22 protein-coding genes are annotated in these 24,653 nt (G+C 67.3%); 4 read left to right on the top strand and 18 right to left on the bottom strand.

Features of this window, described 5'->3' with window-relative positions; all coding sequences use genetic code 11:
• Positions 1-3: 3 nt before the first annotated feature.
• From GFK26_RS01425 to gspG, 15 genes are all read right to left on the bottom strand, one after another.
• Complete coding sequence (locus GFK26_RS01425; RefSeq protein WP_153280528.1) at positions 4-2,265, bottom strand: phosphocholine-specific phospholipase C; 2,262 nt, start codon at positions 2,263-2,265, stop codon at positions 4-6.
• Between the two features lie 15 nt (positions 2,266-2,280).
• Positions 2,281-4,518: a phosphocholine-specific phospholipase C gene (locus GFK26_RS01420; RefSeq protein WP_153285818.1), complete on the bottom strand. Its 2,238-nt coding sequence runs from the start codon at positions 4,516-4,518 to the stop codon at positions 2,281-2,283.
• 32 nt (positions 4,519-4,550) lie between these two features.
• On the bottom strand, positions 4,551-4,733 hold the full coding sequence (locus GFK26_RS01415; protein WP_153280527.1) for a hypothetical protein: 183 nt from the start codon (positions 4,731-4,733) through the stop codon (positions 4,551-4,553).
• Between the two features lie 417 nt (positions 4,734-5,150).
• On the bottom strand, positions 5,151-6,050 hold the full coding sequence (locus tag GFK26_RS01410) for a 5'-nucleotidase (protein ID WP_153280526.1): 900 nt from the start codon (positions 6,048-6,050) through the stop codon (positions 5,151-5,153).
• 22 nt (positions 6,051-6,072) lie between these two features.
• Positions 6,073-7,314, bottom strand: a complete 1,242-nt coding sequence (gene gspF, locus GFK26_RS01405; RefSeq protein ID WP_153280525.1) for a type II secretion system inner membrane protein GspF — start codon at positions 7,312-7,314, stop codon at positions 6,073-6,075.
• 9 nt (positions 7,315-7,323) lie between these two features.
• A complete protein-coding gene (locus GFK26_RS01400; RefSeq protein ID WP_153280524.1) occupies positions 7,324-8,715 on the bottom strand; it encodes a GspE/PulE family protein in 1,392 nt (463 codons plus the stop codon).
• 27 nt (positions 8,716-8,742) lie between these two features.
• Positions 8,743-11,079, bottom strand: a complete 2,337-nt coding sequence (gspD, locus tag GFK26_RS01395; protein ID WP_153280523.1) for a type II secretion system secretin GspD — start codon at positions 11,077-11,079, stop codon at positions 8,743-8,745.
• Positions 11,080-11,086: 7 nt separating this feature from the next.
• Complete coding sequence (gene gspN, locus GFK26_RS01390) at positions 11,087-11,890, bottom strand: type II secretion system protein N (RefSeq protein ID WP_153280522.1); 804 nt, start codon at positions 11,888-11,890, stop codon at positions 11,087-11,089.
• A gap of 22 nt (positions 11,891-11,912) precedes the next feature.
• Complete coding sequence (gspM, locus tag GFK26_RS01385; protein WP_153280521.1) at positions 11,913-12,467, bottom strand: type II secretion system protein GspM; 555 nt, start codon at positions 12,465-12,467, stop codon at positions 11,913-11,915.
• Positions 12,464-13,675, bottom strand: coding sequence for a type II secretion system protein GspL (gspL, locus tag GFK26_RS01380; protein ID WP_153280520.1), 1,212 nt, complete (start codon positions 13,673-13,675; stop codon positions 12,464-12,466). Before gspL ends, gspM begins: the two co-directional genes overlap by 4 nt.
• Positions 13,676-13,804: 129 nt before the next feature.
• Positions 13,805-14,839: a type II secretion system minor pseudopilin GspK gene (gene gspK, locus GFK26_RS01375; RefSeq protein WP_153280519.1), complete on the bottom strand. Its 1,035-nt coding sequence runs from the start codon at positions 14,837-14,839 to the stop codon at positions 13,805-13,807.
• Positions 14,836-15,525, bottom strand: a complete 690-nt coding sequence (locus GFK26_RS01370; protein WP_153280518.1) for a PulJ/GspJ family protein — start codon at positions 15,523-15,525, stop codon at positions 14,836-14,838. Before GFK26_RS01370 ends, gspK begins: the two co-directional genes overlap by 4 nt.
• A complete protein-coding gene (gspI, locus tag GFK26_RS01365; RefSeq protein WP_153280517.1) occupies positions 15,525-15,905 on the bottom strand; it encodes a type II secretion system minor pseudopilin GspI in 381 nt (126 codons plus the stop codon). Before gspI ends, GFK26_RS01370 begins: the two co-directional genes overlap by 1 nt.
• Entirely contained in the window at positions 15,902-16,408 is a 507-nt protein-coding gene (locus tag GFK26_RS01360) for a prepilin-type N-terminal cleavage/methylation domain-containing protein (RefSeq protein WP_153280516.1), read from the bottom strand. The genes gspI and GFK26_RS01360 overlap by 4 nt, the downstream gene beginning before the upstream one ends.
• The gene (gspG, locus tag GFK26_RS01355) at positions 16,383-16,823 is read right to left on the bottom strand and encodes a type II secretion system major pseudopilin GspG (protein WP_056573020.1); all 441 of its coding nucleotides are present in this window, start codon (positions 16,821-16,823) and stop codon (positions 16,383-16,385) included. The genes GFK26_RS01360 and gspG overlap by 26 nt, the downstream gene beginning before the upstream one ends.
• Positions 16,824-16,873: 50 nt before the next feature.
• Between gspG and GFK26_RS01350 the strand changes: the two genes are divergently transcribed.
• Positions 16,874-17,506, top strand: coding sequence for a type II secretion system protein N (locus GFK26_RS01350; RefSeq protein ID WP_153280515.1), 633 nt, complete (start codon positions 16,874-16,876; stop codon positions 17,504-17,506).
• A gap of 27 nt (positions 17,507-17,533) precedes the next feature.
• Here the strand turns inward: GFK26_RS01350 and ilvA are convergent, their stop codons facing one another.
• Positions 17,534-19,099 (bottom strand): threonine ammonia-lyase, biosynthetic, encoded by a 1,566-nt coding sequence (gene ilvA, locus GFK26_RS01345; protein ID WP_228121865.1) that lies wholly within the window; start codon positions 19,097-19,099, stop codon positions 17,534-17,536.
• A gap of 73 nt (positions 19,100-19,172) precedes the next feature.
• Here ilvA and GFK26_RS01340 point away from each other — a divergent pair, with 73 nt between their 5' ends.
• On the top strand, positions 19,173-20,303 hold the full coding sequence (locus GFK26_RS01340; protein ID WP_153280513.1) for a hypothetical protein: 1,131 nt from the start codon (positions 19,173-19,175) through the stop codon (positions 20,301-20,303).
• 95 nt (positions 20,304-20,398) lie between these two features.
• On the opposite strand, the gene GFK26_RS01335 is transcribed toward GFK26_RS01340, so the two are convergent.
• On the bottom strand, positions 20,399-21,682 hold the full coding sequence (locus GFK26_RS01335; protein ID WP_153280512.1) for a porin: 1,284 nt from the start codon (positions 21,680-21,682) through the stop codon (positions 20,399-20,401).
• Positions 21,683-21,955: 273 nt separating this feature from the next.
• On the opposite strand from GFK26_RS01335, the gene GFK26_RS01330 reads away from it, so the two are divergent.
• The gene (locus tag GFK26_RS01330) at positions 21,956-22,405 is read left to right on the top strand and encodes an OsmC family protein (protein WP_153280511.1); all 450 of its coding nucleotides are present in this window, start codon (positions 21,956-21,958) and stop codon (positions 22,403-22,405) included.
• Positions 22,406-22,431: 26 nt separating this feature from the next.
• Here GFK26_RS01330 and coq7 read toward each other — a convergent pair whose 3' ends face one another.
• On the bottom strand, positions 22,432-23,061 hold the full coding sequence (gene coq7 / locus GFK26_RS01325) for a 2-polyprenyl-3-methyl-6-methoxy-1,4-benzoquinone monooxygenase (protein WP_153280510.1): 630 nt from the start codon (positions 23,059-23,061) through the stop codon (positions 22,432-22,434).
• Positions 23,062-23,342: 281 nt separating this feature from the next.
• Between coq7 and GFK26_RS01320 the strand changes: the two genes are divergently transcribed.
• On the top strand, positions 23,343-24,587 hold the full coding sequence (locus GFK26_RS01320; RefSeq protein WP_153280509.1) for a porin: 1,245 nt from the start codon (positions 23,343-23,345) through the stop codon (positions 24,585-24,587).
• Positions 24,588-24,653 lie beyond the last annotated feature (66 nt).

The following is a 24,653-nucleotide window of genomic DNA, read 5'->3' as shown; positions in this document are numbered from 1 at the left end:
TCTTCAGAGGTCGGGCAAGCCCATCGCCGGATCGCTGACCGTGTGCTTGCCGGTTTCCACGCGGCCGGCAAAGCGGCGGTAGAAGGCGGGGTCGCTGTCGCAGGTGACGGCGAAGTCGTACCACTGGCCGCTGGCGGCGAGCTCCCAGTGCTGCTCGGACTGCGCGCCGCCGTTCACCGTCGCGTTCCACGGGCCGTCGTCGCGGTAGGCCTTGGCGCGCACCGTGAACTTGCACGCGGCCTTGCCGTCGTTACGCATCTGCAGGTACACATTGCCGTTGGCGATGTCGTAGCAGACACGCACCTCGGGCGCCGCCACGCCGCCGGCGCGCAGGCGGTTGAGGTCGCCCTTGAAGTGGCGGTGGTAGCCGTTGGGGCCGAGCACCCACAGGTCGTAGAAGCCGCTGTTGTCGGTGGCCGCGGCCCAGCTGTCGTCGAGCGTCTTGCCGGGCTCGACCATGTAGCGGCGCGGCAGGCGGTCGAGGTTGAGCTTGTCGTACACGTGGAACACGGCGGCGGCCTTGCCGGTGTTCGAGAAGATCAGCTTCACGGTGCCGGTGAGGGTGTCGGCCCTGGCGCTCGTGTGCAGCTCGTAGGGCAGGGCGCGCGACGGTCGCGTGCCGGTGACTTGTCGCGGCAGCTGCGGATCAACAGGGGGCTCGATGGGTGGCCTCTTCTTGCCGCCTGCATCGAACTCCTGAGTGGTTCTCAACGTGTCGGCGTCGGTCCGGGTCGTGCGCCCTGCGAGTGCGGGCGGAGCCTCGGTGTTCGGCGTGGCGAAGTTGAAGGCGCTCGTGAGGTCGCCGCACACCGCGCGCCGGAAGGGCGAGATGTTCGGCTCCTTCACGCCGAAGCGCGTCTCGAGAAAGCGCAGCACCGAGGTGTGGTCGAACGCCTGGGAGTTGACCCAGCCGCCGCGGCTCCACGGAGAGATCACGTACATCGGCACGCGCGGGCCCGGGCCGTACACGCGACCGTCGGGTGCGGGTTGCGAGGTGCTGCCTTCGGGCGCGGGCTGCGTGAAGTACTCGGCCTTCAGGTCGTCGGTGGCGAGGGTCGTCTTGCCGGCCGGCGTCTTGTCTGCGTTGAGCGACGGCGCCGATGGCGAAGGCACGTGGTCGAAGTAGCCGTCGTTCTCGTCGAAGTTCACCAGCAGCACGGTCTTGCTCCAGACCTCCGGCACGGCGGTGAGCGCATCGAGGATTTCCTGCACAAACCACGCGCCCTGCACCGGGCTCGACGGGCCGGGGTGCTCGCAGTACGCGGAGGGCGCGTTGATCCAGCTCACCTTCGGCAGGCGGCCGGCCTTGATGTCGCGACGGAACGCGTCCAGGTAGTCCTCGGGCTTGTCGCCTGGCAGCGTGTTGGCGATGCCCTTGTAGAGCGGGTTGCCCGGGTTGTCGCTGGCCGCGTCGTAGGCGTGGAAGGGGAGCTTCTGGCCCGTGTCGGAAAACGGCGCCTTGTAGTAGCCGCTCGTCACCGGGTAGGGCGACGCGCGGTTGGCGCGGCGGAACTGGCGGAACGCGCCGAGCATGTTGTCGCCCCATTCGTCGGGCATGTTCTGGTAGCAGATCCAGCTCACGCCGGCGTCTTCGAGCCGCTCGGCATAGGTCTTCCACGTGTAGCCGGTGTCGACTTTGCTGGGCGTGGCGTCCAGCCAGTCCCACTCGTTGCTGACGAAGGCCACGCCCTGCGCGGTCGGGCCGTTGGTGCCGGTGATGTGGAATGAGCGGTTCGCGTCGGTGCCGGTGTGCATCGCGCAGTGGTACGCGTCGCACAGCGTGAAGGCATCGGCCAGCGCGAACTGGAACGGAATCTCGGCCGCCTTGTGGTACCCCATGGCCTTGGGCGTCTTGTAGCTCGCCCATTCGTTCATGCGGCCGCCGCCCCAGGCCTGCTGGCTGTCGTCCCAGTCGTGCGGCGTGCCGCCGTCGCGCTGCGCATTGCCCTTGCGGCTGTCGAAGTGGTACGGCAGCACCACGTTGCCGTTGGCATCGCTCTGCTGCCAGACGTTGAGGCCCTTGGGCAGCGGAATGGGAAAGCGGTCGCCGAAGCCACGCACGCCGGCGAGCGTGCCGAAGTAGTGGTCGAACGACCGGTTCTCCTGCATCAGGATCACGACGTGTTCGACGTCCTTGATCGTGCCGGTCTTGTTGTTGGCCGGAATGGCCAGTGCGCGTCGGATGCTCGGCGGAAAGGCTGAGAGTGCGAGCGCGGCGGCACCGGTGGTGGCGGTGCCGGTGAGAAAGTTGCGGCGGGAGGTCATGGTGTCACCCTGGCCTCAGGCGCCGGTCATGCCCATGGCCGGATCGCTCACCGAATGCCGCCCGGTCTCGACGCGGCCCGCGAAGCGCCGGTAGTAGCTGGTGTCGGCGTCGCAGGTCACTTCGAAGTCGTACCAGGCGCCGCTGGCGGCCAGCTCCCAGTGCTGCTCGGCCGAGGTGCCGCCGGCCACGCTCGCGGTCCACGGGCCGTCGGTGCGGTAGGCCTTGGGGCGCACGGTGAACTTGCAGGCGTTGCGCCCGCCGTTGAGCATCTGCAGGTAGACATTGCCGTTGGCGATGTCGTAGCACACGCGCACTTCGGGGTTGGGCGCATCGCCCGCGCGCAGGCTGTTCAGGTCGCCGCGGAAATGGCGGTGGAAGCCGTTGGGGCCGAGCACCCACAGGTCGTAGAAGCCCGTGTTGTCGACCATCGCGTTCCAGGTGTCGTCCAACGTCTTGCCGGCCTCGACCATGTAGCGGCGCGGCAGGCGTTCCAGGTTGAGCTTGTCGTATACGTGGAACACGGCGGCGGCCTTGCCCGTGTTGGCGAACACCAGCCGCACCTTGCCGCTGATCGCGTCGTTGCGCGCGCTCACGTGCAGCTCGTAGGGCAGGGCGCGCGAGGGGCGCGTGCCCACCGCTTGAACCGGCAGTTGGGGATCGACGGGCAAGGGAACTGGCGCTCGCTTGGTCGTGCCATCCGCCTCGAACTCTTGCGATTTGTTCTGCGCAACGGCTTCGTCCAGGCTCTTTCTTCCCGCGAGTCGAGGCCGTGGCTCGTTGTTCGGGTTGGCGAAGTTGAAAGCACTGGTCAGGTCGCCGCACACCGCGCGGCGGAACGGGCTGATGTTGGGCTCCGCCACGCCGAAACGCGCCTCGATGAAGCGCAGCACCGAGGTGTGGTCGAAGGCTTGCGAATTCACCCAGCCACCACGGCTCCATGGCGAGACCACGTACATGGGAACACGCTTGCCCGGTCCGAAGACCTTGCCATCCGGTGGGTACTTGCTCTGGTCGGTGGTGCCGGGCGGGGCAGGGTAGTTGTGGTATTCGAAGGCCAGCTCGGCATCGCTCAGCGTGGTCTTGCCGGCGGCGGTGCCGTCCGGGTTGATGGAAGGCGCAGCCGGCGACGGGTAATGGTCGAAGATGCCGTCGTTCTCGTCGAAATTGATGAACAGCACGGTCTTGCTCCACACCTCGGGCACGGCGGTGAGCGCATCCAGCACTTCCTGGATGTACCAAGCGCCCAGCACCGGGCTGGAGGGGCCCGGATGTTCGGAGTACGCATCGGGTGCCACGACCCAGGACACCTGCGGCAGCTTGCCGTTCTTCACGTCGTTGCGGAAGGTGTTCAGGTACTCGTCGACCTTGGTGCCGGGCATGGTGTTGGCAATGCCCTTGTACAAGGGGTTGCCGACGTCGTCGCTGGCTGGATCGTAGGCCGGCACCGGGTTCTGGCTGGTGATCTGCTTTGCCTTCGCTGCTTCGTTGGCCAGACGGTACTGCTTGAAGCCCGTGAGCGGGTTGTCGCCGTAGTTGTCGGGTATGTTTTCATACACGATCCAGCTGACTTTGGGCGTTGCCGCTTCCAGGCGTTCGGGGTAGGTCTTCCACTCATAGCCGCTGGTCGAAGGGGGCGGACGCCGGTCGTCCCATTCGTTGGTGACCGTGGCCACGCCGGCGCCGGTGGGACCGTTGGTGCCGGTCCAGACGAACATGCGGTTCGAGTTGGTGCCCGCGTGCATGCTGCAGTGGTAGCCGTCGCACAACGTGAAGGCGTTGGCCAGCGCCGTTTGATACGGCAACTCCGCTTCTTTGTAGTAGCCCATGGAAAGCGGGTGCTTGTAGCGCGGCCACTGATAGTTGCGACCGCCGTCCCAGGCGTCCTGGCCATCGGCCCAGTCGTGCGGCGTCTGACCCGCGCGCAGCGCGTTGCCCTTGGTCTGGTCCAGGTGATAAGGCAGCACGGGCGCGCCCGTTTTGTCGGCCTGCTGCCACACGTTGCGTCCGCCCGGCAGCGGAATCGTGAAGCGGTCGCCGAAACCACGCACGCCCATCAGCGTGCCGAAGTAGTGGTCGAACGAGCGGTTCTCCTGCATCAGGATGACGATGTGCTCGACGTCGTTGATGGTGCCGGTCTTGTTGTTGGCGGGAATGGCCAGCGCGCGGCGGATGCTTGGCGGGAAGGCCGAGAGCGCGAGGGCGGCAGCGCCGGTGGTGGCGGTGCCCGTGAGGAATTTGCGGCGTGAGTTCATGGTCTTGTCGTTGGAGGTCATGAAGTCGCGCGTCACGGTGCGCAGCGCATTTCTGGCTTCACGCCGGCTTCGGGTTGCGGCGGCGGGGGCGGCGTGGTGACGGGCGGAAAGCCGGCGAAGCCGCCGCCGTTGTCGCTGCCGCCGCAAGCGGACAGCGTGCAAGCCAGGATGAAGGCGGCCAGCAGCCGCGTGGGGAGTGAGGCTTGAAGAAGCATGGGGTGATCCTCTCTTTGTGATGTCGTGGAGATCGGGGGGTGATCAGGGCGCGAGCGCGAAAAGCGGCTGGCCTGACGTGTGCACCGGACAGGCGACAAGACTAGGGAGAACCCGTTACTCGGCAGTGAACGAGCGATGACAGTGGGACGAAACGCGTGTGACAACGCGCTGGTCTTCGAGGTTGCGAGAGAAGGGCTGGGGCGCGTGCGCAGGGCACTGGGCACAAGGCGCAGCGCTGGTGTGCGGCCGATCAACGACCGCACTGCCCATCGATCACGTCGATGGGGTGCCTTGCGCAGCGAAATCAAGGAGGAGCCCGAAGGGCGGGGGACATTCGCGGAGCAAGGTGCCCCGTCGGCGGGATCGAGCCCTGAACAGCACCACTCAATGCGACCCAACAGATCGCAAGGAGGTTTTCAGGGCTCGTTGCTGATGCCGCTCGACACATGCCCCGCAGGCACATGCCGCGACGCCGCGTCGACGTGGCCGGTCTGGTCGTCGAAGAAGAAGTCGGGTTCGAACTCGCGCAGGAACTCGCCCTTGGGCAGGCCGCCGAGGAACATCGCTTCGTCGACGCGGATGTTCCACTTCATGAGCGTGCGGATCGCGCGCTCGTGCGCGGGTGCGCTGCGCGCCGTGACCAGTGCGGTGCGGATGCGCATCTGCGCATTGCCGGCCATCTGCAGCCGGTGCAAGGCCATCAGCAGGGGCTTGAACGGGCCTTCGGGCAGGGGCAGGTCGGCCTTGCTGAGTTCGTGCGCCTGGAAGGCGTCGAGGCCCTCGGCCTGGAACACGCGCTCGGCTTCGTCGCTGAACAGCACGGCGTCGCCGTCGAAGGCGATGCGCACTTCGTTGGGCCACGCGTCGCTGGCCTTCACCGATTCGACGAGCACGCGCGCGGCCGGAAAGCCCGCGGCGAGTGCCTCGCGCACGTCTTGCGCGTTGACCGACAGGAACAGGTGCGCGCGCAGCGGTCGCAGGTAGCCGAAGGGCGGGCGGCCTTGGGTGAACACGCCGCGCTGCAGCTTGATGTCGGCCGCGGCGCTCGACTTGAAGATGCGCATGCCCGACACCGGGTCGTTGCGCGAGAGGATGACCACCTCGACGCGCTGCACGCCGTCGTCGTTGAAGCGCAGCAGCTTGCGGATCAGCGAGTACGCGATGCCGGGGACCGCGGGCACGTCGATGCGGTCGAGCTGCAGCTTCATGTAGCCCTCGTTGTCGCCGGCCTCGAAGATCTTGTTTTCTTCTTCGAGGTTGAACAGGGCGCGCGAGGAGATCGCGACCACGAGTTTGTCTTCGAGCGTTACGGGCATGTGAGGGGCTCCCCGTCCGTCATCACTTGACGAACTGATTGAGCTGGATGATAGGCAGCATCACGGCCAGCACAATGAGCATGACCACGCCGCCCATGGCGACGATGAGCAACGGCTCGAGGATGGTGGCCAGGTGCATCGCGCGGCGCTGCACTTCGGCGCCGAGCTGGTTGGCGGCGCGTTGCAGCATCACGGGCAGCGTGCCGGTCTGCTCGCCCAGGCGCGCGAACATCGACACCAGCCCAGGGAAGCGCTTTTTCTGCGCCAGCGCCGAGGCCAGCGGCGCACCTTCGCGCACCAGCACCAGCGCGTCGAGCGCGTCGGCGCGCATGGCGCGGTTGCCCAGCGTTTCGGACGCCGCCTGCAGCGCGCGCAGGATGGGCACGCCGGCTGTGGCCAGCATGGCGAGCGTGCTCGCGAAGCGCGCCGCGTTGTAGCCGCGCGCGAGCTTGCCGACCAGCGGCAGCTTGAGCCAGGCGGCATCGAACTTGAGGCGGAAGGCTTCCTGCGCCAGTGCGACGCGCACGCCGACCGCCGCGATCACGATGGCGCCCAGCATCCACCAGCCGTAGTTGCGCACGGCCGCGCTCAGCGACAGCATCACGGTCGTGAGAAAGGGCAGCGAGCGCTTGGTGCCCGCGAACACCTGCGCGACCTGCGGCACGACGTAGCTCACGAGGAAGATCACGATCACGATCGCCACCAGCGTGACGATGGCCGGGTACAGCGCGGCGCCGATCAGCTTCTGCTGCAGCACCTGGCGTTCTTCGAGGTCGTCGGCCAGGCGCTCGAGCACGAGCCCGAGGTTGCCGCTTTGCTCGCCGGCGCCGATCACGGCGGTGTAGATGGGCGAGAACTCGCGCGGGTGCGCCGCCAGCGCGCGCGCGAAGGGCGAGCCCGCGTTGACCTCGGCGCGCAGCGAGGCGACGAGGTTGCGTTGGGGTTCCGATTCGGCCTCGTCGGTGAGGGCCGTGAGCGCGCGTTCCAGCGGCAGGCCGGCCGAGATGAGGCCGGCGAGCTGGCGCGTCCACACCGCGAGGTTGGTCGAGTTGAAGACCCGCTTGCCGCCGCCGAGCCAGCGCGTGAGCGCGTTGCTGCCGGCGCCACCGCCGGCCGCATCGCCGCTGCCGACCGGCTTGACCGACAGCGGAATGAGCGCCTGCGCCCGCAGCAGGCCGCGTGCGGCGCGTGCGGTGTCGGCCTCGAGCACGCCTTCGCGCGACTGGCCGCTGGCATCGATGGCTTCGAAGGAATAGGCGGGCATCGCGGGTCGTTACTCGCGGGTGACGCGCAGCAGTTCGGCGCGCGAGGTGATGCCGGCCTGCACCAGCCGTTCGCCGTCTTCGCGCATGGAGCGCAGGCCGCCGCGTGCGCCGGCTTCGAACAGCGCGCTCTCTGCGGCCTTGCCGTGGATGAGCGCCTGCACCTCGTCGTCGGCCACGAGCAGCTCGAAGATGCCGGTGCGGCCCTGGTAGCCGGTCTGGCCGCAGACCTCGCAGCCCGGGCCGCCGCAGGCCGTGCAGACCTTGCGCACGAGGCGCTGGGCCAGTACGCCGAGCAGCGACGAGCTCAAGAGGAAGGGCTCCACGCCCATGTCGGTGAGGCGCGTGACGGCGCTCACCGAGTCGTTGGTGTGCAGCGTGGCCAGCACGAGGTGACCGGTGAGCGAGGCCTGGATCGCGATCTGCGCGGTTTCGAAGTCGCGGATTTCGCCGATCATGATCACGTCGGGGTCTTGCCGCAGGATGGCGCGCAGGGCCTTGGCGAAGGTGAGTTCGATCTTCGCGTTGATCTGCGTCTGGCCCACGCCCGGCAGCTCGTACTCGATGGGGTCTTCCACCGTCATGATGTTGCTGCGGCTCGCATCGAGCCGGGCCAGCGCGGCGTACAGCGTGGTGGTCTTGCCCGAGCCGGTCGGGCCGGTCACGAGGATGATGCCGTGCGGCTGCGCAATGAGTTTTTCGAAGCGTGCCAGCGAGTCGCCCTGCATGCCGACCGACTCGAGCGTGAGCTTCGATTCGCTCTTGTCCAGGAGGCGCAGCACGGCGCGTTCGCCGTGCGCGCTGGGCAGCGTCGACACCCGCACGTCGACCGCGCGCGTGCCGATGCGCAGGCTGATGCGCCCGTCCTGCGGAAGCCGCTTCTCGGAGATGTCGAGGTCGGCCATGATCTTCAGGCGCGAGATCAGCGCGGCGTGCAGTGCGCGGTTGGGCTGCACCACTTCGCGCAAGGTGCCGTCGATGCGAAAGCGCACGGACGACGTGCGCTCGTAGGGCTCGATGTGGATGTCGCTGGCACCGTCGCGCGCGGCCTGCGTGAGCAGCGCATTGAGCATGCGGATGATGGGCGCATCGCCGGCGCTGGCCAGCAGGTCTTCGACGGCCGGCAGCTCCTGCATCATGCGCGAGAGGTCGGCGTCGTTCTGCACTTCGCTGACCACCGCGGCGGCGCTCGATTCGCCCTGGGCGTAGGCGGCGCTGATGCGTTGGGCGAGCGGGCCGGCGTCGAGCACTTCGAAGGCCTGCACGCCGTACTTGCGGGTCACTTCACCGACCGCACTGCGCGCCGGGTGGGCAGACATCCACAGTGTGTGGCGGCCGTCGTCCGCGGCTTCGAGCAGCAGTTGCTGGCTGCGGGCGAACGCGTAGGGCAGGGGATAGCGCATGGGGGGCTGGCGTGTGCGGGACGGGGTTCAGGGCGACTCGCGCGAGCTGGTCGGGTCGGAGGTGGGCGGCAGTGCGCCGCGCAGCGGGCTGGGTGCGAGCCGGCGGTTGTCGCTCGCGGGGCGCGGCGGCGGGATGAGCTGCGTGCCTTCCATGCGGGTCTGACCGCTCTTCTTGCTGTCGTCGCTGTTGCCGTTGATGCGGTTGATGCGCACCAGCGGCGCCTCGGGCAGCACGGGCGCCGAGTCGACACCGCGCAGCATGATGTTGTCGGTGTTGGGCTGCGTGCGCTGCTGCATGCCGCGGATCTCGTCGTAGCGGTCGTAGGCGAAGGCTTCGGTGGAGGCGCCGTCGCGCATCACGGCGGGGCGCAGGAACATCATGAGGTTGCTCTTGTCGCGCGTGCGCACTTCGTTCTTGAACAGGTTGCCGAGCACCGGGATGTCGCCGGCCACGGGCACCTTCTCGATGGTGTTGCCGTAGTTGTCCGACAGCAGGCCGCCGAGCATGACCAGGCCGCCGTCTTCGACCAGCACGCTCGATTCGATGGAGCGCTTGTTGGTGGTCGGGCCGTTCGGGTCCTTGGCCGTGTTCTGGTCGACCGTGGAGGTCTCCTGGAAGATGGTCATCTTCACGGTGCCGTTCTCGTTGATGGTCGGGCGCACGCGCAGGGTGAGGCCCACGTCCTTGCGTTCCACCGTGGTGAACGGGTTGATGCCGACCGAGCCCGAGGTGCTGGCGTACTGGCCGGTCACGAAGGGCACGTTCTGGCCGATGACGATCTTGGCTTCTTCGTTGTCCAGCGTCAGCAGGTTGGGCGTGGAGAGCACGTTGGCGTCGCCGTCGCTGTTGAAGAAGTTGGCGATGGCGCCCAGGATGTACTGGCCGCCGATCTTGCCGGCGATGCCCAGGTTCAGGCCGGTGGACGGCCGGATATTGGCCACATCGCGCGTGGCCAGTGCCTGCGTGAGCGCCAGGATGTTGGCGCTGGCCAGGCTGGAGTTGGTGCCGATGACGGCGTTGTTGCCCAGCGCGCTCTGCCACTGCACGCCGAAGTTGGCGGCCTTCTTGGCGCTGACCTCGACGATGAGCGCCTCGATCATCACCTGTGCGCGGCGGCCGTCGAGCTTGTCGATCACGGCGCGCATCTGGCGGTACTGCGGTTCGGGCGCGGTGATGATCAGCGAGTTGGTGCTCGGGTCGGCCTGGATCTGGCCGCCGGTGGACGGCTGGTTGGCGTTGTTCAGCGGCGCGTTGGCCGCGGCCGAACCGCCGCCCTGGGCGTTGCCGCCGAAGCTGGCCTGCATCTGCTGCGGCATGCCGGCCGGCGGCGCCGACGAGCCGGCGCTGCCCGCGGCGCCGGGCGCGCCCGGCACCTGCGACTGCTGCTGGCTAGCGGCCATGGCGGCGCGCAGCGTGGCCGCGAGGCGCACCGCATCGGCGTTCTTCAGGTAGACCACGTAGATGTTGCCGGCCGCGCCGTTGCTGCTTTCTGCGGGCGGACGATCGAGCTTCTCGACCAGCGTGCGCACGAGCTGCACGCGCGCGGGGTTGGCGGCGCGAAGAATCAGCGAGTTGCTGCGCGGGTCGGCCATCAGCGTGGTGCGGAACGAGGCGTCGGCCCCGCCCGGCGCGGCGGCGCCCGGCGTGCTCGCACCGCCGCCGTCGACCAGCCGCGTGACCAGCGGCACCATGTCGGTGGCAATCGAATGCTTGAGCTGGATGACTTCGATGTCGGACGCGTTGGGCACGTCGAGCGACGCGATGATGCGCGCCAGCCGGCGCATGTTGTCGGCGTAGTCGGTGATCACGAGCGAGTTGTTGCCCGGGTTCACGTTGATGGTGTTGTTCGGCGGAATCAGCGGGCGCAGCACCGGCAGCAGGCTGTTGGCCGACTCGTAGTTCAGGCGAAAGATCTGCGTGACGATCTGGTTGCCCGCGGTCGAGCTGGCGCCGCTGATGGAGGTGTTGACGGTGCTGGTCTGCAGCTTGGCGTCGGCCTCGGGCACCACCTTGAACAGGCCGTCGGCCTCGACCACCGCGAAGCCCTGCAGGCGCAGCGCGGCGGCGAACTGGTTGAACGCGGCGGCCGGCGCCAGCGGGCGGTCGGTGACCAAGTTCATGGTGCCCTTCACGCGCGGGTCGACCACCACGTCGCGCCCGGTAACCACCGCCATGGTGCGCGCCACGGCCTCGATGTCGGCGGCGGCAAAGTTGAGCGTGATCGGTTCGCCGCGCCGCGGGGCGTCGCCGGTCTGCGCGTAGGCGGCTGGCAAGACCGGCACGAACGACGCCGCGATCAGCAGGCGTACCGCGAGCGCAATGAGGCCGGGGCGGGCGCCGGACGAGGACAGAGGCTTCTTCATGGTCGGATCAACCCAGGGTGATGATCGAGCGCGCACCGTCGCGCCGCCCGATGATGTTCAACAAATTGGAAAGTGCGTCTTCGCGGCCCGGTGCCGCGCTGGCTTCGCCGTTGAAGCGCAACGCGGTGCCGCTCCAGCTGCCGCTGCCGTTCAGTTCGAGGCTGCCTTCGCGCGTGCTCAGCAGCAGCGTGGGCCGCGTGCCGCCTTCGAGTGAGAGGCGGTAGCTGCCCATCGGCCGCAGGGTCGACAGGGCGGACGAGACATCGGTGGCGTCGAGCGTGGCCTGGCCTTCGATGCGCAATGCGGGGCCGTCCCACTGCATGGCGAAGGCGCGCGTATTGAGGTCGAGCGCGCCTTCGAGTTTGAGGGTGTTCCAGGGCGCGCCCAGGCCGGTGAGCAGCGTGGCGGGCCAGCGCGAGCGGGCGTCCTGCCATGTGAGCTGCAGGCCGTCGGCGCGCGGGCTGGCTTGCAGGCCGAGCGGTTGCGCCGCGCAGCACGAAAGATCAAGGCGCGCCGACAGGCCGCGCCAGTTCGGCCACATGCGCCAGTTCAACAGGCCCGGCAGCGAGACGGCCTGCGCGCCGCCCGCGCCGCTGGCGAACACGACGGCGGCGGTGCCGTTCCAGACCGTGCCGCGCGGGTTGACCAGCAGCAGGCGGCCTTGCGTCCAGCCCGAGAGCGCCGAGGCGAGCCAGCGTGCCGGTGCGAACAGCACGACCGCGACCAGCACGCCGGTGACGGCGCCGAGCACGGCCCAGCGCCAGCTGCCGCGGCGCGGCTGGAGGTCGGGGACCGGAGGGCGTCTCGCCATGCCGTGCGGTGCGTGGGGATGCTTAACGCGGGGCGGGCAGCGCCATCACGAGCGTGCCGTCCCAGCGGGGTTGCGGAGGTTGGTCGGGCGTGGCGGCGGGCGCTGGCTTGGCGCCCGGCGGCGGCGGTGCGACGGGCGCGCGCGTCAGGTGCACTTCGCGCGGCACGGCGTGCGCGTTGCCGCGCGCCTGTGCGAGCCATTGCGCCAGGTTCTGGGCCGGCGCGCCGCGCAGCGTGACGGTGGCGCCGCCGTCGCCGCCGGCCGTCATGAGCTGGGCGTTCGTGACGCCGAGGCCGTCGCGCACCGAGCTTTCGAGTGCGCGCAGTGCGTCGTCGCGCGCCAGGCGCGGTTGCGACTGCAGCGCCTTCGCGCGGTTCTGCAAGGTGGCCATCTGCTGGAGCTGGGCGTCGAGCCGTGCGTGTTCGGCCGGTGCCGCGGCCAGCGTGCGCAGCGCGGGGGCGAGCGCGATCCACCAGAGCAAGGCCAGTGCCACCAGCGCGACGGCGCCGATGACGAGGCGGCGCTCGCGCATCCCGAGGACGGCCCAGCGGGCCTTGAGTTGTTCGCTGAAGTTCATCGGTTGGCCTCGGCCTGCACCAGCAGCAGATCGCCTTCGGTGCGCACCTGGTAGCCGCGCGGCGACAGCACGCTGGTGATCTGCGTGACCTCCTGCGGCTGCAGCCCGAGGCCGCGCAGGCGCAGCTGGCCGGCGCTGAAATCGATCGCGCTCGGGGAGCGGCCGGACGGCAGGGCGGCGGCGATGGCGCCGACCATGGGTTCGAAATCGCTCGGTGCCACGTCGCCCACGGCCTGCTGCAGCGCGGCGACCTCGCGGCCCATCTGCAGCGGCGCGTCGACCACGATCTTCACCGAGGGGAAGGTCTGCGTGAGGATGGCGCGCGTGGCCTGACGCTTGGACTCGAGCGCGTTGCGCTCCTTCCAGGCCCAGGCGTTCAGGCCGATCAATTGAGTCAGCAGCAGCACCACGATGCCCCAGCGCGCGGCGCGCCATTCGGGCGCGAAGCGCAGCGTCTGCAACACCGACGCGAACTTCTTGCCGGCGCGCGCGCGGCCCGTCACGGCGAGGTCGAACTGCGCGAGCTCCCAGGGCGTGCGCGTGGCGTGCAGCCAGCGCTGCGGCGCCTGCACGATCGGCACGCGGCGCTCGAGCAGGTGTTCGGCCGCTTCGGCGACGGCGGGTTCGGTGCTGATCACGGCGGTGTCGAGCGGCAGGCTGTTCGACAGGGCCAGGCCTGCGCCGGCCAGCGGCAGCGAGACCACGCCGTCGCCGTCGCAAACGGTGAGCTGCGGGGCTTCGGCCTCACCCGTGATCTGCAGCAGCGGCGGCGCATCGGCCGGCTGCGGCGTGAATTCGGGAACGATGCGCACGACGCGCCGGCCGGCGGCTTCGAGCCCTTGCACGACGCTGCGCAGCCAGATGCGGTTGCAGGCCGCGACCCACACGGGCTCGCCGGCCTTGGCGTCGGGTGCGAGCGCGAAGTGCAGGGTTTCCGGCTCGTCGAGCAGGTGCTCTTCGAGCAGGCCGTCGAGCACGGCGCGCAGCTTCGAGGTGCTGCCCATGCTGCCCTTGGGCAGCGTGACGCGGTGCCACGAAAGCGCCGCGGACGGAATGCCGAGCGTGACCTCGGGGCCCGACGGCAGCAGTGCCAGCAGCGCTCGGCCCTGGTCGCGCAAGGCGATGCCGTCCTCACCGGCCTGGGCCCAGTCGTACTCACCCGCGGCATCGGCCGGAGGGAGGGGAGCAATGAGCAGCAGCGGGGTCATGTAGGGGGTGTCGGAAAAGCCGGAGATTGTAGGGGGTGGCTTACAAGTTGTTGCTATTGTTTGAATAGCATACCTTGCAGAGACTACGTGCGTTTGACGGTGTTTTGAGCAGTCAAAAGTAAATGGGACTCAGGGTTTTGCCGGAGGCGTGGTGGCGCCCGCGCCACGCGTGCGCCACACGGTGGTCACGGCCAGGCCCTTGCGAAAGAGCAGCGAGTGCTCTTCGACCCACGTGCGATCGAGCCGCAGCCGGCCGTACACCTCGAAATACTGGGTGCCCACGCCGTGCTGGGCCGCGTTGAAACGCGAGCCGCCGCTGGGCAGGCCGGCGTTGGCCTCCTCGATGTTCTTGAAGAAGGATCGGGTGCGCCGCTCCACCAGCTGGCGCGCGCTGGCAATGCCCAGCGATTCGACGCTCGCGCTGATGGCCTCGGCGCTGGCCGTGTTGAGGTTGAGCGTGGTGCGCTCCGGCAGGATCGTCACGTAGGGCTCGAGCGCGGCGGCGGTGGCGGGCGAGAGACCGAGCCAGACCAGCTGCGCGACTTCCTGCGGCATCAGCGGGGCGGCGCCGGTGTCGGCGCTTGCAGCGCCACCGCCGCTGGCACCACCCGCGGAGGCGGCGTCGGTGGTGCCGGTGTGCAGCGCGCTCGCGAGCCGCGCGGTCATCTGGCTGAGCTCGCCGGCCGGCAGGCCCAGCAGATTGAAGAGGCGCGTGAAGGTGGCGACGCTGGCGGGCACCGGCTTGCCGGCGTCTACCAGTGACAGCACGTTGAGCTTGGACTGCGCGTCGACGATGCGGCCCGACAGGAACGCGTCGGGCAGGCCTTCGAGGTTGTCGCTCGCCACGTTCTTCTCGGCCGAGAGAAAGCTGGTGAGGCGGGCCTCTTCGAGCGGCACGGCCCACGGCTCGCCGAGGTGGTCGGGGCCGCCGGCGCGGCCGTCTTCGCCGAGGATCAGGCGTGACCAGTCGAGCGCGCCGATGAGCACCCAGGCCGCCTGCACGCGCGCGCGCTCGGCGCCTTCGACCTCGGCGGAACGCCACTGCTGCCAGAGCGCCGCGGCGGAAAAGGTGGCGACCAGCATCACGGTCAGCATGGCGGCGAGCAGCGCGGCGCCGGACTGGCGGCGTGTGCCTGTCGTGCGATGGCTGCGCGGTGCGGTCATGAGCGCGGCCCCCCGAGCGTCGGCCGGACCCAGTCGCGCGTGAGCGTGCCTGAGAGCCCGTCGCCGGGCGGCAGGGTCAGCACGAGCCGCACGCCGTCGGGCAGGGCGACGAGTGCGCCGGCCGGGTTGGACGGGTTCGCTGCCGCGACGGGCAGCGGCTCGGCCGGCACCCAGGCGTTGTTGCGGAAGTACGCGAGCTGCCAGCTGTTGACGGGCATCAGTGCCACATCGGTGGCGCCGGCGGTGGGCGCGGCGCCATCCTGTGCCCAGGCGGCCGCGAGGTTCCAGGCCTGCACCCATTCGCCGCGCGTGGCGAAGGGCGCCGATTGCCAGCGCCGCCAGCGCGTGCCGTCGGCGCCGGGGCGCAATGTCCACGCAACGACCTGCACGGTCGGCGTGCTGGTGTCGCTGCCGCGGCGCGTCATGCGCAACACGCGGCCGTCCCAGTCGATCGGACGGGTCTGCGCGAGCAGGGTGACGGCGTCGAGGTCGGCGCTCCATTGCGCGAGCGTGGCCTGCAGCGTGAGCACCGCGTCGGCGCGCAGCTGGTTCTGCGTGGTGGCGCGCGACATGCTGTCCAGGCCGCGCCAGCTCACCAGCGCGAGCAGCGCCATCACGGCGATGGCGACCAACAGCTCGATGAGCGTGAAGCCGCGTGCGCGCGAAGGCTTGCGGATGCGCGGCATCAGACGCGCCCCACCACGGTCGAGACGCGCAGCAGCGGCGCGCTGCCTTCGTCGCGCACCTGCACTTCGACGCGCCGGAAGTTCGGGTTGAGCGTGGGCACCGTCGTGGTCGTCACGAGGAAGGTGAGGCCGGCCTGCAGGCAGATCGAGCCGGAGTCGCCGATGGCTGGCATCTGCCGCGACAGGCGCGCCTTGGCGAGTTCGTTTTCGGCGCACAGGCCGGCCAGCACGAGGTCGGACTGGCGCTGCGCATTGCGCGTGAGCGACATCGTGGCCTGCGAGCCGGCCGCGAGCGCGAGCGCGACGATGCCGAGCGCGATCAGCACCTCGATCAGCGTGAAGCCGCGGTGGCGTGCGGTGCGCCGCAGCCGTTGTGTCATGGCACGGCGAACACGGTGAACGGACGCAGCCCGTCGGTGGCGACGCGCAGCATGCGCGCGGGCGGGCCTTCGCTGTGCAGCATGACCTGCTGCGCCGGAATGATGGGGTCGGGCCCGAGCTGCAGCGCCGCCACCGGCGTGCCGCCGCCCAGCAGGGGCTGGGCCGTGATGCCGGCGTGGATCCAGCCCGTGGGCAAGGCGTCGGCCGGCAGGCCGTCGAAGACGAAGCCGCCGCCTTCGACGAGGCGCCAGCGCACCATGACGCCGCTGGCGCGTGACTGGGCGCGGGCCGATTCGAGCAGGGCGGCGAGGCGGTCGGCCTCGCGGTCGAGCGCGGCGGCGTTGCTGTCGCGCATTGCGAAGCTGACGCTGGCAGTCGCGATGGCGATGATCGCGATCACCACGATGAGTTCCAGCAAGGTGAAGCCGCGCACCGCGCGAGGGAGTGGCTGCACGGTGCGGCCGGGGGCGATGCGCTTACTGCCAGCTGCCGATGTCGGCATTCTTGCCCTCGCCGCCGCTCTGTCCGTCGGCGCCGAAGGAGAGCACGTCGATTTCGCCCTTGATGCCCGGGTTCATGTACTGGTACGGATGGCCCCAGGGGTCGTTGGGCAGCTTCTCGACGTAGGGCTTCCAGTTGGGTGCGGCCGGGCCCGCGGTGGGGCGGGTCAGCAGCGACTGCAGGCCCTGCTCGGCGGTCGGGTAGCGCTGGTTGTCGAGGCGGTAGAGCTTGAGCGCCTGCATCAGGTTGTTGATGTCGGTGCGGGCGGCGGTGACGCGGGCGTCGTCGGCGCGCTCGATCACGTTCGGCACGATCAGGGCCGCGAGCACGCCGATGATGACAAGCACCACCATGAGTTCGATCAGCGTGAAGCCGCGCTGGGCGGTGCGGGAGACGGAACGAAGGAGTTTGTTCATAGCTTGCGGGGACATGAGGCAGTAAGCGCGCTGCATGATAATCCGCGGCCATGACAAGTCCTTACTCCGCGGCCCGCTGGCATGCCCCACTTGCAACGACGGGGCTTTGGGCGTTGGCCGCAGGCGCCGCGGTGTTCTGGGCGCTGAGGCTGGCGTCGCCGGCCGATGCGGTGGCGGCTGCGGCCACGATGCCGCGCGCGCCGGTCGCGGCCGATGCCGAGGCGGTGGCCCGGTTGCTGGGCGTGGTCACGGTGACGTCGAACGCGCCCGTGGCGCCGGAGGCCGCGAGCCGCTTCGCGCTGTCGGGCGTGGTGGCGGACCCGTCGAACCAGGGCGCGGCGCTGATCTCGATCGACGGCAAGCCGCCGCGGCCGTTCCGCGTCGGCTCGAAGGTCGGCGAGAGCTATGTGCTGCAGTCGGTGGGGGTGCGCGCGGCGACGCTCGGCGCCCAGCGCGATGGGCCCGCGGCGTTCACGCTGCAACTGCCGGTGCGTGCGCCGTTGAGCATGGGGCTTCCGACGCCGCCTGCCGGCCTGCCCGTGGTGTCGTCACCTGCGCCGGCCGGGCCCTTGCCGACCACGATGCCGGCGGTGGTGATGCCGCCGCAGCAGCAACTTCAACCCGCCGCCACGGCGGGCGCCGCGATGGAGCCGCCGCCGCAGGCGCAGAGCCCTGCGCAGTAAGCCCAGCGGTCTCTTTTCTTCTTTCTTTCAGGCCTGAAGGAACAGGCGGTAGGCGGGGTTGGCCGTTTCCTCGACGTACGGATAGCCCAGCGTTTCGAGGAATTCGTCGAAGGCCGCCGACTCTTCGGCCGGCACCTGCAGGCCCACGAGGATGCGCCCGTAGTCGGCGCCCTGGTTGCGGTAATGGAACAGACTGATGTTCCAGTTCGGCCGCATCAGGCTCAGGAACTTGAGCAACGCACCCGGACGCTCGGGGAACACGAAGCGCAGCAGGCGCTCGTCGTGCGCGAGACCCGTGCGACCGCCCACCAGGTGGCGCAGATGCTCCTTGGCGAGTTCGTCGTGCGTGAGGTCGAGCGCGTCGAAGCCATGTTCGATGAAGACCTTCGCGATGGTGGCCGACTCGCCGCGCGCCGAGGTCGTGAGGCCGACGAACACGTGGGCCTTGGCGGCGTCGCTGATGCGGTAGTTGAACTCGGTCACGCTGCGCGGTGCGCCGCCGGCGGGCAACTCGCTGATGAGTTCGCAAAAACGACGGAAGCTGCCGCGCTCTTCGGGGATGGTCACGGCGAACAGCGCCTCGCGTTCCTCGCCGACCTCGGCCCGCTCGGCCACGAAGCGCAGCCGGTCGAAGTTCATGTTGGCGCCGCACAGGATCGCCGCGTAGGTTTCGCCCTGGCGGCCGTGTTCGGCTACGTACTGCTTGATGGCCGCCACGGCCAGCGCACCAGCCGGCTCGACGATGCTGCGCGTGTCGACGAACACGTCCTTGATGGCGGCGCACACGGCGTCGGTGTCGACCGTGATGTAGCTGTCGACCAGGTTCTGCGCGATGCGGAAGGTTTCCTCGCCGACCAGCTTGACGGCCGTGCCGTCGGAGAACAGGCCGACATCGGTCAGGTTGACGCGCTGGCGCGCGGCGACCGATTGCATCATCGCGTCGGAGTCGTTCATCTGAACGCCGATCACCTTGATCTCGGGCCGCACGGCCTTGATGTAGTTGGCCACGCCGGAGATCAGGCCGCCGCCGCCGATCGCCACGAACACCGCATCGAGCGGACCCTGGTGCTGGCGCAGGATTTCCATCGCGATGGTGCCCTGGCCCGCGATGACATCGGGGTCGTCGAACGGGTGGACGAAGGTCAGGCTCTGCTGCGTCTGCAATTCGAGCGCATGCAGGTAGGCGTCGGAATAGCTGTCGCCGTGCAACACGATCTCGCCGCCGAAACCGCGCACCGCATCGATCTTCAATTGCGGCGTGGTCACGGGCATCACGATCACTGCGCGTGTGCCGAGCTTGCGCGCACCGAGCGCAACGCCTTGTGCGTGGTTGCCGGCCGATGCGCAAATCACACCGCTCGCCAATTGCGCTTTGCTGAGGTGCGCCATCTTGTTATAGGCACCGCGCAGTTTGAAACTGAAGACGGGTTGTTGATCCTCGCGCTTGAGCAATACGGTATTGCCGAGCCGTTCGCTGAGCGCGCGCGCCTTCTCCAGAGCGGACTCGACGGCCACGTCGTAGACCCGCGCATTGAGGATTTTTCTGAGATAGTCGGCGGGCGTTAAGGCCGCGGTAACAGGTGCATTGCGCAAGATCTTTTCCAGGGAGTTTTCATTTGCTAACCATCAATCATAAGAGGCATCGGTATTGCATGCGGGGAATGGCATGGACACAAATGTCATAAACCTATTCCGCAAGGCTCCAGCTGCAAATGATTCCGGTTTTTTTGCGCGCACCTATCCCGCGATTCATACGCCCGCTAATTCGATAACGGTTGAGCAGAATTTGTTATCAGTTTCTGTCAGCGACCTTTCGAAAGGACTGATGCAAGCCGAGGCCGCACGCGTGCAACGCGGCGAAATCGGACGGCCCACATGGCAGGTCATGGGCAACAGATTGCGTGCGCACATCGTTCCGTTGCTGGGCGATGTGCAAGCGACCTTGTTCGTGACGGCCGATGTGCAGCGACTGATTGATCACCTCGGCGAGCAAGGCTTCACCAGCACGACGATCGCGCAGTACCTCGTGTTGTTGCGCAAGATCGTGATGCATGGCGTGCACACCGGTGCGGTGCGCGAGGCGCCCGTGTTTCCGAAGATCAAGGTGCGCAGCCAGCCGCGAGGCAGCTTCAGCGTGGCGGAATACCGCGCCCTGATTGCGGCTGCACGCAAGTTGCGGGGTCACTCGCACCCGGTGCTTGATCGATTGACGGCTGGCGAACGCTTCTGGATCGCGCGTGAACTGCTCGTCATGCCCGACGAGTTGCCGTGGCTGATCCGCTGGATGGTCAACACCTTCGTGCGCCCCAGCGACATCAAGCTCATGAAGCACAAGCACATCGAGGTCGTGCGCGGCAAGCACGTCTACCTGCGGATGAACCTGCCGGAGACCAAGCGGCACAGTCAGCCCATCGTGAGCCTGCGGCCTGCTGTTCGCGTCTATGAATGTTTGCGCGCTCACCGCGCGGCGCATGGCTTCGGCGGGGCGGAAGACTACATCTTCATGCCGCACCTGAAGAACCGCGAGCACGCGCTGGCGGTTCTCAATTTCTTTTTTCACTGGGTGCTCGAAAAGACCGGGCTCGAAAAGGGGCCGCTGGGTCAATCGAGGACGCTGTATTGCCTGCGCCATACGGCCATCACGTTGCGGCTCTTGTATGGGCAAGGGATCGACATGCTGACTTTGGCGCGCAATGCACGCACGAGCGTCAACATGGTGGAGCGTTTCTACGCATCGGTGCTGAGCGGAGAAATGAATGTGGGGCTGCTGCAGAGCAGGCGTGGCCGGGTGAGTTGAAGAAGCACAAAAAGCCGCCCGGCGTGAGCCGGGCGGCTTGAAGGCCTCTTGATTCAAACTGGCAAGGGCCAGCATGAGAATCGAGCCGTAGTCGATCAGAAGGCGTGACGGAGGCCGAAGTCGTAGCCGGTCGAGGTCTTCGGGGTGAAGCCGGCCGTGGACGCGAAAGCCGGGCCGCCAACGGTCAAAGCTGCACCGTTCTTGTTGCTCACGCGAGCAACGGTCGCGTACAGAGCCGTGCGCTTCGACAGGTTGTGCACGTAACCGATGGCCAGCTTGTTCGCCTTAGGGTCAGCAGCGCGGGGCGTGAAGAACGACTCGGGCTGGTTCAGGTCGTACTTGACGGACGAGTACGAAGCGCGGATCAAGCCAGCACCGACGGGCACAGTCACACCCAGCAGGTAGCCGGTCAGATTGGTGTCGGGCGTAGTGTCGGTGAACGGGGCGACTTCGTAGTCGACCTTGTTCTTGACGCGCGACACTTCACCGAACAGCTTCACGGGACCGAAGTCGTACGAAGCGCCCAGGTTCAGCGTGTTGACCTTGGAGGTCGTGCCCGCGTAGAACTGGTCATCCGAGGTGCTGCTGCCATAGGCCAGCGCGACATCCAGAGGACCGTTGGCGTAGCCGAAGCGGCCACCGATGTAACGGCCGGTGCGACTTTTCGCAGCTGCAACATCGGTTTTTTCGATCGCACCCGTCTTTGGATTCAGAACGAAGGCTGTGCTGGCCTTCGGCGTGAAATCGCCGCTGTCGTACTTGTTCTGTTCATGGAAGCCGTACTGCACTTGGCCGTAGAAGCCGCCCAGATTCGGTGGCAGGAAGTAGCCGATGGTGTTGCTGGCACGGGCGTAGTTGGGGTTGCCACCGAAGCCGCCCGAACCACCGGTGGTGTTGAAGCCACCGGCCGTCGAGATCAGGTTAGTGCCCACACCGTTGGCGCCGAACGGATCGAACACGGTGTCGTTCCAGAACGACGGGGTGTAGTCACGACCCAGGCGAACTTCACCGAAACCACCCGACAGGCTCACGGTCGAGCGACGAGCGAACGTCGAAACGCCGGTTGCGCCGTCGTCATTGGTGATCGGGGCTTCGAGCCAGAAGCTGGCTGCCAGACCGCCACCCAGGTCTTCCGTACCACGGAAGCCCAGACGGCTGGAGTTGTAACCCGAGTTGGCCAAAGTCGTACGGCTGACCTTGACACTGCCCTTGTTCACATAGAAAGGGTTGTAGACCGGGAAGCCAAGCTTGTCGTAGGTGACGCCGTTGTTCTGATCACGCGAGGTGGACGAGTAGCCGCTGATCGACGCGTCGACCACACCAAACAGAGTGACGGACGACTGAGCCGAGGCAACACCGGCAACAGCCAGGGCAGCCAGAGCAGCTGCCCTTTTGAGGGGGAGCGGCTAGAGTGGCGCCGCCATCGGGGCGCACAAAGAAAAAAGCCCCGAGTCTTGCGACTCGGGGCTAAATCCACCAATTGGAAGGGTGGAGGAGACAACTGGGTGCACACCATGAAGTGCGCAGCAATGAAATAGAGTATACCCACCCTTTGTTGCGATGCAACAAGCAGGCGATGCTTTTCCCACACACAAGTTGATGTTTGGTGCGCATTTTTCCGCACGAATTCATCCCAATTGGAACTGAACACCATGGAATGCACAGTAAGTTGGACCGGCGATGCAGGCACCCGATCGGCCATGGGCTTCGTGGCCGAAACTGGCAGCGGCCATGTCCTGATGATGGACGGCGCGCCGGATGCGGCCAAGCCCGAGAACGGCGGGCAGAACCTCGCCGCGCGGCCGATGGAAGCCGTGCTCGCGGGCACCGGGGGTTGCACAGCCTATGACGTGGTGCTCATATTGAAGAGGGGGCGCCATCGCGTCGAGCGCTGCAGCGTCAAGCTGACCAGCGAACGCGCCGAAAAGGACCCCAAGGTCTTCACCAAGATCCACATGCACTTCACGGTGGCGGGCAAGGGAATTCCGGCGACCGCCGTGGAGCGGGCGATCGCGCTGAGCCACGAAACCTATTGCTCGGCCAGCATCATGCTGGCGAAGACGGCCGAAATCACCACCAGCTTCGACCTGATCGAGACCTGAAAACGCCGTGCGGCGCGACCTGGGCCTTAAATGCGGTGCGCGATGGTCGTCATGACCTTCGAGGCGACGCGCATCAGTGCCTTGGCCGGTGCCGGTAGGTCCGCCGCACCTGCGTCAACGGCTTGCGTGGCATGGCGTGCTTCGTCGATCTTCATCTGCTCGACCACGGCCCGGGAGGCGTAGTCGGCTGCTGGCAGGCGGTCCAAGTGGCTTTCGAGGTGCGCTTCCACCTGCCGCTCGGTTTCGGCGACGAAGCCGAGACTCAAGGGATCGCCCAGGCGCCCGGCAATCAGGCCGAGACCGAAGGCGCCTGCGTACCAGAGCGGATTCAGGAGCGAGGGGCGGGCCCCCAGATCGTCCAGCCGTTGCCGGGTCCACGCCAAGTGATCTGTTTCCTCGTGGGCGGCTTCCAAGAAATGGGCCCGCAATGCCGGGTCGCGCGTCACAGCGGCTTGGGCGGTGTACAGCGCCTGAGCACACACTTCGCCGACATGGTTCACGCGCATCAGTGCGCCGGCCTCGCGCCGCTCCGATTCGGTCATTTCACCTTGCGGCAGGATCGCGGGTGGAAGCGACCGGGTGGCATGAGATCGGGCAAAAAGCGTGCGCAAAGCTGCATCGGCGGCAGTCAGGGTCGAGTCGATCAGAGCGGTCATGGGCCTATTTGAACCCACCTACCTGACGATGCAAGACGGCCACATTTTGTTTCACATCGTGGAAAAACGACCTGCCTAAGTCCTTTGTTGCACGACTGCAACGAAACACGCGGGGCTTCCAAGATTTAGGGCGATTTGTTTTGCCCTGTTGCAGTGGCTCTGGTGCAATAGCATCAACTTCCCAAAAGGAGGTTGGCCCGGGGTCCGGTGGGAGCACAAAGTGCCAGTCACGGTGAGCCCTTCGCACCGGAGCCCTATGTTTAACCTTGGAGAAACTTGCAATGAAAAAATCTCTAGTTGCTCTGGCTGCCCTGGCTGTTGCCGGTGTTGCCTCGGCTCAGTCGTCCGTCACTCTGTTTGGTGTGGTCGACGCGTCGATCAGCGGCTACTCGTCCACCTCGCGTGATCAGAACAACGGCGTGACGTACAACGCTGCTGGCTTCCCGATCTACAACCCGTTCTACCTGAACCAAGGCAGCGTCAAGGTCAGCCGTACGGCTCTGGCTAACTCGGGTTACAACTCCAGCCGTCTGGGCTTCCGTGGTACGGAAGACCTGGGTGGCGGTCTGGCAGCCAGCTTCTGGCTCGAAGCCCCGATCACCAATGACGACGGCGCAACCGGCGTGTCGACGTTCGCTCGTCGCTCGACCGTGAGCCTGTCGGGTGGTTTCGGTGAAGTTCGCCTGGGTCGTGATTACACCCCGACGTTCTGGAACGACACCGTGTTCGATCCGTTCGGCACCAACGGCGTTGGCACCAACCTGATCTCGACGGCCAGCGGTTTCAACACCACCGGCGGTTCGGGTGGCTTCGGTGGCAACCCGAACTACGTTCGCGCCAGCAACACCATCGGCTACTTCCTGCCCCCGAACCTGGGCGGCTTCTACGGCCAAGTGCAGTACGGCTTCCACGAAAAGGACAAGTTCAGCCCTGGTCTGGCTACGCCTAACGTTGCGAACAACTCGCGCACCGGTCGTTACGTCGGTGGCCGCTTCGGCTACGCCAACGGTCCTCTGGACGTCGCGCTGGCTTATGGCAGCAGCACCTCGGGTGACCAGTTCTACGCTGGCGTGACCAACAAGGTCAACACGCTGAACCTGGGCGCTTCGTACGACTTCGGTCCCGTGAAGCTGTTCGGTGAACTGTCGCGCGTCAAGAACAAGGCTGACTACGAAGTCACCCCCCTTGCTGCTACGCCTGACGTCGACCTGACCGGTTACCTGCTGGGCGTGACCGTGCCCGTCGGTGCTGGCCTGATCCGCGCTTCGTACTCGCACGTCAAGTACGACTACAACCGTCCTGAAGTGTTCTTCGGCCCGCGTATCGCTGACCCGAAGGCCAACAAGCTGGCACTCGGCTACGTGCACAACCTGTCGAAGCGCACGGCTCTGTACGCTACCGTTGCTCGCGTGAGCAACAAGAACGGTGCAGCTCTGACCGTTGGCGGCCCGGCTTTCATCAACAACGGTGTCTTCACCCCGAAGAACTCGACCGGCTACGACTTCGGTATCCGTCACGCTTTCTAATTTGATGCTGGCGTAAGCCAGCTTCGAATCGAAAGACCAAAAGCCACCCGGCGCAAGCCGGGTGGC

Origin of the sequence: Variovorax paradoxus, from assembly GCF_009498455.1 — a bacterium.
GTDB lineage: Bacteria > Pseudomonadota > Gammaproteobacteria > Burkholderiales > Burkholderiaceae_C > Variovorax > Variovorax paradoxus_H.
This window is presented reverse-complemented; position numbering and strand designations above follow the sequence as displayed.